The organism is Streptococcus parasanguinis (assembly GCF_001074805.1).
GTDB classification, from domain to species: domain Bacteria; phylum Bacillota; class Bacilli; order Lactobacillales; family Streptococcaceae; genus Streptococcus; species Streptococcus parasanguinis_A.
Window position 1 is genome coordinate 1 of record NZ_JUPI01000145.1, and the last position, 11,825, is coordinate 11,825.

Sequence of the window (11,825 nt, forward strand, 5' to 3'; positions counted from 1 at the left end):
TAAAGTTAAATTGATAACTACTCTCCGGAGTAGTTTTTTTATAAACTAAAATTTTCTGAAAATTCCTTTTCTTCTGAAAATCTTTGTGGTATAATCTTAAAATAAACTTAAAATTTCTTAAGGAGTTTTACATGAAAAAAAGAAATGTCATTGCACTTGCGGGAGTTGCTCTCCTTTCAGCAGGGATCCTAGCAGCTTGTTCTGGTGGTTCGAAATCATCTAGCTCAAGCAACGGCCAAAAATTCTCATATGTCTATGAGACGGAGCCTGAAAACTTGAACTATATCACATCTGGTAAAGCAGCAACCCACGATATCACAGGAAACTTGATTGATGGCTTGTTTGAAAATGACAAGTACGGTAACTTGATTCCATCTCTTGCAAAAGACTGGACGGTTTCGCAAGATGGCTTGACTTATACTTATAAACTTCGTGATAATGCTAAATGGTATGATTCAGAAGGCGAAGAGTATGCGGATGTCACGGCTAAAGATTTTGTCACAGGGATCAAATATGCGGCTGATAACAAATCAGAAATGCTCTACATCATCCAAGATTCTATCAAAGGCTTGAATGACTACGTCAGCGGTAAAAATAAAGATTTCTCAGCTGTAGGAGTAAAAGCAGTTGATGATCATACCCTTCAAATCACTTTGAACCAACCAGAATCTTTCTGGAACTCTAAATTGACACTTGGGATCACTTTCCCTGTCAACGAAAAATTCGTAAAATCAAAAGGGGATAAATTCGCTCAAGCAAGTGATACTAGCTCCCTTCTTTACAATGGTCCTTACATCTTGAAGAGCTTTACTTCAAAATCTTCTATCGAAATGACTAAGAATGAAAACTACTGGGATAAAGACAAGGTCTACGTCTCAGATGTAAAATTGGAATTCTACGATGGACAAGACCAAAGTAAACTGGCGAAATCATTCGGTGAAAATGCTCTTAGCTTGGCAAAACTTTTCCCAACTGGATCTGGTTACTCAGAGCAAGCCAAAGAATTTAAAGACGAAATCACCTACACTCCTCAAGATGCTGCTTCTTATGTTATTGGTACCAACATCGACCGTCAATCTTACAAACACACAGCTAAGAAGACCGATGAAGAAAAACAATCTACTAAGAAAGCCCTCTTGAACAAGGACTTCCGTCAAGCGATCAGCTTTGCCTTCAACCGTGAAGCTTATGCTGCTCAATTGAACGGAAAAGACGGAGCAAGCAAGATCATCCGTAACCTCTACATTCCACCAACATTTGTCCAAGCTGATGGCAAGACCTTCGGTGAAATGGTGAAAACACAATTGGATACCTACGGAGATGAGTGGAAATCTACTAAACTAGATGATGGTCAAAACGGTCTCTTTGATGCGAAGAAAGCGAAGGAAGAGTTTGCAAAAGCGAAAACTGCTTTGGAAGCAGAAGGTGTGAAATTCCCAATTCACATCGATATGCCTGTGGACCAAACCACTCCATCAAGAGTTCAACGGGTGCAATCTTTCAAACAATCAGTTGAAGAAGCGCTTGGTAAAGAAAATGTCGTTATCGATATCCAAATGCTTTCGAAAGAAGACCTTCAAAATGTGACCCTCTTTGCGCCAAATGCGGCTGGCGAAGACTGGGATCTCTCTGATAATGTTGGATGGAGCCCTGACTACCAAGACCCATCAACTTACATGGATATCTTGAAAGCTTCATCTGGTGAAAATACTAAGACTTTCCTTGGATTTGACCCAAGTGAAAACAATGAAGCAGCTAAAAAAGTTGGTCTGTACGACTTTGAAAAGATGATCAAAGATGCTGGTGCAGAAACACAAGACGTCAACAAACGCTATGAAAAATATGCGGCTGCGCAAGCTTGGTTGACTGATAGCGCCCTTGTTATGCCAACTTCTTCATCAACTGGACGTCCATTCTTGACACGTATCGAACCATTCTCAGCTCCATTTGCATGGACTGGTGGTAAAGGAAAAGACCACGTGATCTACAAAGGAATGAAACTCCAAGATAAAGCTGTGACAAGTGCTGACTACAACAAAGCCCTTGAAAAATGGCAAAAAGAACAAGCAGAGTCAAACAAAAAAGCACAAGAAGATCTTAAGAAACACGTTAAATAAGAATCGATAACCGAGGCTGATGCCTCGGTTTTTTTGTGGATCAGATGAATATCTGTTTGATATTAAAACGCTTACATAGTATAATGGGAGTGTTGATTACAAAAAGTTAGGAGACTGACATGAAAAAGAAAACAATGGTTTCCATTGTCGCATCGAGCTTACTGATCGCGCCAATGGTTTTGCACCAAGTAGTAGCAGCAGATGAGCAGACAGAAGAGTTAGTACCATCGACAGAAGTGGTCCATGTTCCATCTACTGAAGCAACACCGACAGCACGTGACAAAAGTACTAGCTCTAGTGAAGAAGGGACAAGCTCAAGTGAGGCACCGCTGGATCGGACAGCAGTTGCAAATCAAGTAGCTCCTACAAGAGAAGCCTACACAGCCCCAAGTGATCCAACTGTTTCAGTAGCAACTCCAGCAGTAACAAACAGGGAAGCTGCACCTCAATCCACTCCTACTTCAGAAGCACCGGCAACAAGTCAGGATTTGGCAAAAGTCACAGGTTCGACCCTTGCAGCGGATCAGACCTCTAAAGAGTTGACAGTGCAAGATGCTGTTAATGGCTTGCTTCAATGGGCAGCAACGGATCCAAGCCAATTGGGCCAAAGCCAAGCAGATCGGGAACGCTTTGCCAAAAGTTTAGGTTTGATTGAAACATCAGAAGATCTGACTCGTAAGGTCAGTCAGCCAGAATTGGCCAAGATGTACGAAACAGCTAAGAAACTCTATGATGCCTACCGGGCTGAAAAGAAAAGCCCTCTCTTTTTAAATGGTCGTGCCCAGCCTATTTTCTCTTATACGACGGGAGAAAAAGCAGACGAAGACTACAAATATGAGGACAGCCAAATTGTGCGCTTCCCAGTCTATGTCGAAACGGACTTCGACACCGATGCAGATGGCAAGCCAGACTTGGTCAAAGCCATTGTTCAATTACCAAAAGCAGTCGCGCAAGGCGATTTTAAGGCAGCAACCATTCTGGAAGCGCGTCCTTACGTAGCGGGGACGCTCGATGAAAACTACGTGACCCTTGAAAGTCTGGGGCTTCCGACAGACGGCAGCTACGACATGAAGAAACTGCACAGCAAACCTGCAAAGAGACAGCCAGTTGGCAGTGAGACGACAGTAGAAGCAGCGAAAAAAGCCAAAGCATCGGATTGGTACTACTACAGTCCCTACGAGTATATCTATGACTACGAAGATCTCAACTGGTACGACTATTTCTTGGTCAGAGGCTATGCCTTTATCTCGAGTGCTGGACTTGGGACCAAGGGATCAGAAGGATTTAACACGACAGGGTCTGATCTCGAAATCAATGCCTTCAAGAATATCATCGAATGGGTCAATGGCAGGCGCAAGGCCTACACCGATAAGACCAGCAATGTCGAAATCAAGGCCGACTGGGCAACAGGCAATGTCGCTATGACGGGTCTCTCCTGGGCTGGAACCACGACCTTTGGTGTGGCTGCAACAGGCGTAGAAGGCCTAAAGACCATCGTTCCAGCAGCAGGGATTGCTTCTTGGTATGATTATTTCAATAGCCAAGGAACCCAATTTGGCAATGCACCTTATAGTGACCTTTCATGGCTCTCTCTCTACGTTAGCACGCGAATGCTGGACCAAGACGATTGGGCAGGGATTTGGCAAAACTATTCCAACTACATCAACCAATTGAACAAGGACCAGTACGCTCATGATCGCAACTACAGTGATGTCTGGAAGGAGCGGGATTATACCCTTCATCCAGAAAATCTCAAGACCAGTGCCCTGATCGTCCATGGCTTGAACGATGACAATGTCAAGACCAAACATTTTGAACTCATGTACGATGCGCTCAAGAAAGCGGGCCAAGATGTCAAGCTCTATCTCCACCAAGGAGACCACGTCTATCCAGCTGCTATGTCCCGTGGATACGGCATCACCGCCAATGGTCAAGATTTTTATGATTTGCTCAATACCTGGTTGACCCACTACCTCTATGGTGTGGACAATCACGTCGAAAGTTTGCCAGCTGTTCTAGCTCAAAACAACTATGATCCAAGTAAGTGGACCAGCTATGATAACTGGAAGAGCAGTCAACGTCTCTTCTTGAATGCTCAGTCGAAACGCTTGGAAGAAACCATTTCAAGTGACTATGCGGCTGCGGGTGTTGAGATCGCTAACCGTAATGAAACAGTCAGCAAAGCCTCTTCTAAGGCTAATCTGACTTTTGTTTCTGAGGTCACTGAGGACACTACGATCAAGGGCCACATTCCCGTTCATTTCAAGGCAGGTCTTGCCAAAGGTCAAGGAAAGAATTTCCAACTCAATGCCCTCTTAGTAGACGTGGCAGATGAGGACTTTGACGTGGTAGGAAATGGTAGCGTCAAGCAAGATAAAACAGCCGACGCTTTCTGGATGGGAAGCAATTTAAGCAACTTATCTGTAGCTGAATACGAAACCATCAAGACCAAGTACAAGGTGATCGCAAAAGGCTGGATCAACCTTGCCAATCCTGAGTCTGGCTACGATTCAGCAAGCTCTCGCGCAAGCATCGAGCCAAAAGTTGGGGAATACCATGATTATACGGTCTATCTCCAACCAAATCTCTATACAGTTAAGAAAGGTCACAAGTTAGCTCTAGTCTTTAACACCTATGACCCGTCTGACCTAACGGTGGAGCACCCTTATGAAGTGACCTTCAAGACAGATTCTATCCAGGCTGCGATTCCAATTGTCGAAAAGACCCGCGCCCAAAAGGCAAGCTATCTACCAAGTGCAAGCGATACAGACTATACAAACCTGCCAGAAGTTGAAGGAGCTGCTCTAGTAGCACCAGAAGTGCACTACAAGGAAGAATATACCCTTCCAACCCCAGAACACCTTGTCCAACCAAGCCAAGATTTTCCTGAGAAGGTCGTTGAGATGAAGACCGCATCAGCTGCCCAAGAGCACCCTCACCTTGCTCTAGCTGTATCCTATGGCCCTCAATTTGTTTCATCAGGATTGGCAGAAGATCTTCAAGCTCCAACTCCTGCAGTAGAAGGAGGGCATGAGGACCATACGCTTCCACAAACAGGTAGCAAAGAACATGCTCTGGGTCTCTTAGGTCTGTTTACCCTGACTGCTTCTAGCCTCATCTTTTGGCGCAAGAAGAAAGAAGATGCCTAAGGAGTCCCCGTAGCAAAAATTTCTAAAATGGCATCATTTAGTGTAAAATAAAAGTAGAAATGCAGAATCAGTAGATGCCTACTGAAAAAGGAGGAAATATGGCACACGTAATCACAGATGCAACTTTTGAACAAGAAACCAGCCAAGGCCTTGTCTTGATTGACTTTTGGGCAACTTGGTGTGGTCCATGCCGCATGCAAGCACCGATCTTGGATCAGTTGGCAGAAGAAGTCCATGAAGATGATTTGAAAATCTGTAAGATGGATGTCGATGAAAATCCAAATACAGCGCGTCAATTCGGTATCATGTCGATCCCAACTCTTCTCTTTAAAAAAGATGGCCAAGTCGTGAAACAAGTGGCTGGAGTTCATACGAAAGCCCAATTAAAAGAAATCATTGCAGAATTGAGCTAAAAAGAAAGGGAGTGGGAAAGAACTCCGACTAGTTAAAGAGAGTTCGTTTTCCCACCCCCGCAAAGTTGATTAGGTTATCTTCGGAGCTTAATAAGCGAACGAAGATACCAATCAACCACTGCGTCATACAGTTATTTCTATCAAACATCGAAGGCTGGATAATTTTTTCCAGCTTTTTTTGATGCTTTTTATTTCAGTCAAATAGACGCGATACCCATTGACAGCGCTTTCTTATCATGCTAAAATGAAGCTGTGTTTCCTATAAAATTTTTACAGGAAAAAATTCTCCTAGGAAGATGTAGATCCTAGGAGAAAATCACATATATTGGTTATTGGCCCTCTGTATCTTGGGCTACCCAGATGCTGACGGAGCGTTCTGCCACTGGGAATTCGGCAGTACCGTCTTCTTGAACTTGGACAGTTTCGCTACAATTTTCTAGGACATCATAGTAGGTGAGTCCTGCGTATGATGAGCCAATCTCCATGACTTTTGTAGCAGCTTGGTTATTCGAAATCAAGCAGGCGATTGGTGCTAATTCTTCTGTACCTGAGCGTGTCCAACCGATGCAATTAGGATCATCAAAGTAGTCCGTTTGTTCCCCGTAGGCCAGATCTTTACGAACCCATAAGAGACGATCGAGAACCTCTTGGAAACTTTCTTGTGCAAATTTGCCCTCGATACCGTAGTAGTCTCCATAGAAGACACAAGGCAAACCAGCTTCACGGAGCAAGATCAAGGCATAGGCTGCAGGTTTGAACCATTCTTCAATGGTAGATTCCAAGGCTTGCCCTCTCTGGGTATCATGGTTGTCCACAAAGGTTACGGCCTGTTCAGGATGATTGAGCGCCAGTGTTCCATCAAAAACAGTTCGAAGGTCGAAATTTTCACCCTCTTGACTAGCTCTGAAAAGATTTTGGTGGAGTGCTACATCGATCAAGTCGAATAAGTAGTCAATGCTTTCCAAGTATTCATCGTTGGTCTCTTTATCCCCATTCCAAAATTCACCAAAGACGTAGAAATCTTCTCCATATTTTTTTGTGATATTATGGATGAAATTCTTCATAAAGAAGGAGTCGATATGCTTGACGGCATCCAGACGAAAACCTTCTACACCAGTCGTTTCGATAAACCAGTCAGCCCATTGATCGAGATTTTCCACGACTTCGGGATGTTTGAAATCTAGATCCGCATACATGAGGTAATCGTAGTTTCCATTCTCCTTGTCCACCAGATCCCCATGAGCCCAACCTTTGTTGTCTCCTTGGATTTGGTAGATCCCATTCTTATTACGAGAAGCATCGTAGTCAGTACCGGTGAAGTGGTACCAATGCCAGTGGAAGTCATTATAGGCTCCATTTCGGCCATCAAAGGTGAATTTAGTCCATCCTTGAATGGTGAAGGGCTCAGTGAGGATCTTGTTTCGATCCATCGGATCGACCTCAACGACCTCGAACTCCTCTAGACCATCTGCTGCAGCTTTGTGGTTAAGAACGACATCGGCCATTGGTTGAATGCCCGCAGCTTTGAGGGCTTGAATGGCTTGAAGATAATCGTCTTTGAAACCATATTTGGTGCGAACCGTTCCTTTTTGATCAAACTCGCCCAAATCAAAGAGGTCATAGACACCGTAACCAACGTCATTGTTAGAAGTAGCTTTAAAGGCAGGTGGCATCCAGACTTTACAAATACCCAAGTCTGCTAAGTGTTGCGCATCTTCAGCAAGACGCGTCCAGTGGTTGCCATCAGCAGGCAAATACCACTCAAAATATTGCATTAAGGTTTGATTTTCCATTGTTATTTCTTCTTTCATGTGAATGTCCTTATTTTACCAAAAATAGTTGGATGGGACAAACGTTTGCGCTGGAAGCAAGCCCTTTCTAGAAAAGAAATCGCATACAGGAAAGAAGTGAAGTCAGGAGTTACTAGCATAGAGTCATGGTTGCCTGTTGGCTACAGAGACATAGAAGTCTGATAATAGAGAGATCAATTATTTCATTTATAAATATAGTAGCAAAGAAGGGTGGTTTTAAAAGTGAAACGAACCAATAGAGAGAGCATCGAAGCGATTTTTACCCAAGCCTTGGCGATTCCAAGCTTCACCAATACTGAGACAGAACAAGGAATCGAGGCCTACCTGGATCAACGGCTTGCCCAGATTCCCTATTTCAAGGAACATCCAGACCACTTTGGGCACTATCAGGTGCCACAGGATCACTTGCATCGATCGGTCAATTGGGCCTTGGTCGATAAAGGCAAGAAAAAAACTCTTATCCTGTTTCACCACCATGATACAGTCGATCTAGAAGACTATGGACATTTGTCGGAGATCGCGCTCGATTCTGATAAAGTAGCAGCAGCCTTGAAAACACTAGATATGCGACCAGATATCCAGGCTGATTTAGCTTCTGGTCAATGGAAATTTGGCAGAGGATCTTGCGATATGAAAGCAGCTCTAGCCTTACAACTGGGGGTACTGGAAGCCTATGCAGCAGATCCCTCAGGAGGTCAGGTCAATCTGCTCTATCTCTCTGTTGGAGACGAGGAATCCTATTCACGTGGGATGCGGGGAGCTTTGGGGCTCCTGACAGATTTGCAGGAAAAGTTTGATCTGAATTATGTATTAGCAGTAGATTCGGAGCCCTTTGAATCGGATCTAGAAAAAGAAAAAGTCCTTCACATTGGCACAGTGGGTAAACTCATGCCAGTCGTTGTGGCGCAAGGCGTCTTATCCCATATGAAGGAGCCTCTTAAAGGGATCAATGCTCTGTCGCTCTTAGTGGCCATCGCAGGCCAGCTAGATCTTCATCCCGATCTGGCAGATCAGGCGCTGGGAGAAACGTCTCCCCTTCCTTCTTGGTCCTATCTCAGAGATTTGAAGGAGCAGTACGATGTATCGACAGTGCTCTATGCGGCTGGTTATTTCAGTGTACTGCATTTGAAGAAAACACCCCAAGAGCTCTTGCAAAGGATTTATGAGCTTAGTCAGGAGGCCTTGGAAGCCTTTTACAAGAAGTATGAACACTTGCAGGATCAGGCTGGGCAAGACCATATTATTGCAAGGCCAAAAGTCATCACCTATCAAGAACTAGAGGAACGATGCCAAGCTTTAGAAGGTTACCAAGCTTTTAGAGAAGTTTCTAACCAAAAAGCGGAACACGATTTTCGTAATGGGACCAGCTACCAGAGCCTTGCAATCCAGCAAATCCAGCGACTCCTTGAGTTTCTCGGAGATAAGGATCCCATGGTGGTCATTGGTTTTGCGCCTCCATATTATCCTTCTATGAATTGTCGCTTTTTGGACAATACAGAACTCAAAATCGAGTCCTTGATCGGGGATTACCGCCAGTATCTGGACCAAAGAGGCTATAGCTTGAAGGTCGAAGAATATTTTATGGGGATTAACGACACCAGCTATTGTGCCTTGGAAAAGGATGTGGCCTCTTATCAAGTCGTCCTAGATAGCCTCGCCACTCCGGCTCAAATTTATGATCTGGATCTGGAAAAAATTGCTCGAATTCAGGTTCCAGCGATCAATCTCGGGCCCTGGGGCAAAGAATTGCATAAGCGAGGAGAGCGGGTTTACCAAGAAGATTTCTTGGAGACCATTCCAACCTATCTGTTAGAATTGCTATACCATTTCGATGATCGCTTATCAACAGAATAAGAAAAACGGTCCCCGTGAGGATCGTAAAGGGAGTTAACATGATTACATTTCACGGAGTTACCAAAGATTACGATGGGCACATTGCCCTCAACCACTTGGATCTGACCATCGAAGATGGGCAAATTGTCGGACTGATTGGCCACAACGGAGCCGGAAAGTCAACGACGATTAAGAGCCTGGTCAGTGTCATCACTCCAAGCACTGGAACGATTGAAGTGGACGGTCAGGACCTCTATAGCCATCGGCTTGCGATCAAAAAGAAGATCGGTTACGTGGCGGATTCGCCGGATCTTTTCTTGCGTCTCACAGCCAATGAATTTTGGGAGTTGGTTGCGACCTCTTATGATATGAGTCAGAAAGACTGTGACCAACGCTTGGAAGAGCTTCTTACGATCTTTGATTTTCAGAGCCACCGCTATGAAGTAATTGAATCCTTTTCACATGGGATGCGCCAGAAGGTCTTCGTCATTGCAGCGCTCTTATCAGATCCAGATATCTGGGTCTTGGACGAACCGATGACCGGGTTGGACCCACAGGCTTCCTATGATTTAAAACAAATGATGCGCCAACATGCGGATCGTGGAAAGACCGTTATTTTCTCTACCCACGTCTTAGAAGTGGCCGAACAACTCTGTGATAAAATTGCTATTCTGAAAAAGGGAAATCTCATTTTCTATGGGACGATCGAGGAATTGAAGGGCCAACACCCAGAACAAAGCCTGGAAAGTATCTATCTCAGTTTAGCGGGGCGGAAGGAAGAAGGTGGCGATCATGCGTCTTAAGATCATCCAACAGTTGGTCAATGTCAATATCATCTATGCCAGTCAGCCCGCCCAGATCGCAAAATTACGTGCCAAACAGGCCAAAAAACCGGACGTCAAACTCAATGTTGCCCGCAAATCGGTGCTCAACTATCTCACTTTAGGTTTTTTCTATTTCGTCTTGTTTGGCTTGCTCTTTAGTATCTATGATTTTGTCAACCAACCAGCCTTCTTTGTCAATATGGTCGCCCTCTTTTCCTTGATGACCATTTCCCAAGGCTTTATGAGTTTTTACAATGTCTTTTATGAAAGCAAGGACCTGCAGTTTTACCGCCCCTATGCCTTCTCAGATGCAGAAGTCATAGCAGGAAAGAGCATCTCGGTCATCCTGACTCTTCTCATGGCTATTCTCCCGTTGATTAGTTATTTTCTGATCCTCCCTGTGCAGGCAGGTGGTTTCAATCCGTTAGGGATCCTGCTAGGCCTCTTTTGTGCCTTAATTCTCTTAGGCGTTCTCTTTTTAGCGACGATCATCCTATCCCATCTGATCACTAAGACCCTCTTTTTCAAAAAACACACGACCCTGGTCTCCAACATCATGGTTGGAATTGGTTCTCTTCTGAGTCTAGGAGCTTATCTCTATCTGAATCTAGTCCAGACCCATCGGGTAGAAGTGACGGGGGGTGCAGATATTCCCATTCTTTTTCCGCCTTTTATTGCCTTTCATCAGTTCATTCTCCATCCTTTTGAAGGAGGAGCCATCCTTGGCCTCCTGGGCTGGATCGCGGTGCTTTTAGTTCTGATCGGCCTGGTTCGCAAAATCGTGATCCCGCAGTTTTATGAAGCAGCCCTTGCGGTTTCGACCAACCAAACCGTCAAAGAGCGCGTGAAAGCGATCCATGTGGGTCAGAAAGACTCCTTTAGACGATTTGTCATTCAGTATCATCGCATACTCTTGCTTGATGGAACCCTTATAGTGCAAGTTCTCTTGATGATGAGCATTCTGCCTTATATTTTCCTCCTCAGTGGAGCAGCAGGAGCATCGAAAAATATCGGCGGCCTCAGTCCTTACTTGACACCCCAGTATCTGGTGCCACTGGCCCTTGTTGCCTTCTTGATCGGTGTTTTCAATAGTTTTGGAGGCTTGACCAGTATCGGTATTTCGCTGGAGCGTGAAAACTTTGAGTACTTGAGATCGCTCCCTATTGATTTCAAGCGCTATCTCTTCCTGAAGTTTTGGTTGCTCTATCTGGTGCAATCCATCCTTCCTGTCCTTCTTCTGGTTGGTGTTTGTCTCTATTTTGGTGTCCATCCCTTGGCCATCCTTGCCATGTTGCTGATCTGGGTCGTAACCACCATTCCGATCTGCATTCGAGACTATGTCAAAGATTTTCAAAATTTTAGTACCAATTGGACCAATATTACAGAGTTGATGACCCGTCATCGTGGGAATGCAGTTCTTCAGTCTATCCTCTTGATTGTCTTTATCTTTGTGATGTTTCTCTTGATCATTGTTAGCTTCATTTGGACCTATCATTCCGTCAGCACTCTACTGGCTGTGATCCTTTATAGTGTCATCCTGCTAATCGGAGCTGGGATCAGCTATAGCATCTACCGCAAAAAAATCCGCACTCTCTACCAAGAGATCGGGGAATAAAAAGAGAGAGTGGGACAGAAATCGGTCATTCGTTAGAATTCGATTTCGTCGTCCCACCTCCGC

7 protein-coding genes are annotated in these 11,825 nt (G+C 44.6%); 6 read left to right on the forward strand and 1 reads right to left on the reverse strand.

What is annotated here, in order from left to right:
* Positions 1-131 precede the first annotated feature (131 nt).
* The 3 genes from ADI76_RS10265 to trxA all read left to right on the forward strand — a co-directional run bounded on the left by ADI76_RS10265 (position 132) and on the right by trxA (position 5,679).
* Entirely contained in the window at positions 132-2,117 is a 1,986-nt protein-coding gene (locus tag ADI76_RS10265) for a peptide ABC transporter substrate-binding protein (protein WP_049516332.1), read from the forward strand.
* A 119-nt stretch (positions 2,118-2,236) separates the two neighbouring features.
* On the forward strand, positions 2,237-5,266 hold the full coding sequence (locus ADI76_RS10270) for a CocE/NonD family hydrolase (protein WP_049516334.1): 3,030 nt from the start codon (positions 2,237-2,239) through the stop codon (positions 5,264-5,266).
* 98 nt (positions 5,267-5,364) lie between these two features.
* Positions 5,365-5,679, forward strand: coding sequence for a thioredoxin (gene trxA, locus ADI76_RS10275; protein WP_003002728.1), 315 nt, complete (start codon positions 5,365-5,367; stop codon positions 5,677-5,679).
* A 329-nt stretch (positions 5,680-6,008) separates the two neighbouring features.
* Here the strand turns inward: trxA and ADI76_RS10280 are convergent, their stop codons facing one another.
* The gene (locus ADI76_RS10280; protein ID WP_049516341.1) at positions 6,009-7,472 is read right to left on the reverse strand and encodes an alpha-amylase; all 1,464 of its coding nucleotides are present in this window, start codon (positions 7,470-7,472) and stop codon (positions 6,009-6,011) included.
* A 240-nt stretch (positions 7,473-7,712) separates the two neighbouring features.
* Between ADI76_RS10280 and ADI76_RS10285 the strand changes: the two genes are divergently transcribed.
* Genes ADI76_RS10285 through ADI76_RS10295 form a run of 3 tightly spaced genes read left to right on the forward strand, consistent with a single transcriptional unit; the run spans position 7,713 to position 11,762 of the window.
* The gene (locus ADI76_RS10285; protein WP_049516344.1) at positions 7,713-9,344 is read left to right on the forward strand and encodes a M20/M25/M40 family metallo-hydrolase; all 1,632 of its coding nucleotides are present in this window, start codon (positions 7,713-7,715) and stop codon (positions 9,342-9,344) included.
* A 38-nt stretch (positions 9,345-9,382) separates the two neighbouring features.
* Positions 9,383-10,126: an ABC transporter ATP-binding protein gene (locus ADI76_RS10290; protein ID WP_049516337.1), complete on the forward strand. Its 744-nt coding sequence runs from the start codon at positions 9,383-9,385 to the stop codon at positions 10,124-10,126.
* Complete coding sequence (locus tag ADI76_RS10295) at positions 10,116-11,762, forward strand: membrane protein (protein WP_049516339.1); 1,647 nt, start codon at positions 10,116-10,118, stop codon at positions 11,760-11,762. Before ADI76_RS10290 ends, ADI76_RS10295 begins: the two co-directional genes overlap by 11 nt.
* Positions 11,763-11,825: the final 63 nt, after the last annotated feature.

Excerpts from the sequence above, each read along its gene's own strand:
- ADI76_RS10295 (WP_049516339.1), top strand. The coding sequence starts at position 10,116 with ATGCGTCTTAAGATCATCCAACAGTTGGTCAATGTCAATATCATCTAT.
- ADI76_RS10290 (WP_049516337.1), top strand. The coding sequence starts at position 9,383 with ATGATTACATTTCACGGAGTTACCAAAGATTACGATGGGCACATTGCC.
- trxA (WP_003002728.1), top strand. The coding sequence starts at position 5,365 with ATGGCACACGTAATCACAGATGCAACTTTTGAACAAGAAACCAGCCAA.
- ADI76_RS10280 (WP_049516341.1), bottom strand. The coding sequence starts at position 7,472 with ATGGAAAATCAAACCTTAATGCAATATTTTGAGTGGTATTTGCCTGCT.
- ADI76_RS10265 (WP_049516332.1), top strand. The coding sequence starts at position 132 with ATGAAAAAAAGAAATGTCATTGCACTTGCGGGAGTTGCTCTCCTTTCA.
- ADI76_RS10270 (WP_049516334.1), top strand. The coding sequence starts at position 2,237 with ATGAAAAAGAAAACAATGGTTTCCATTGTCGCATCGAGCTTACTGATC.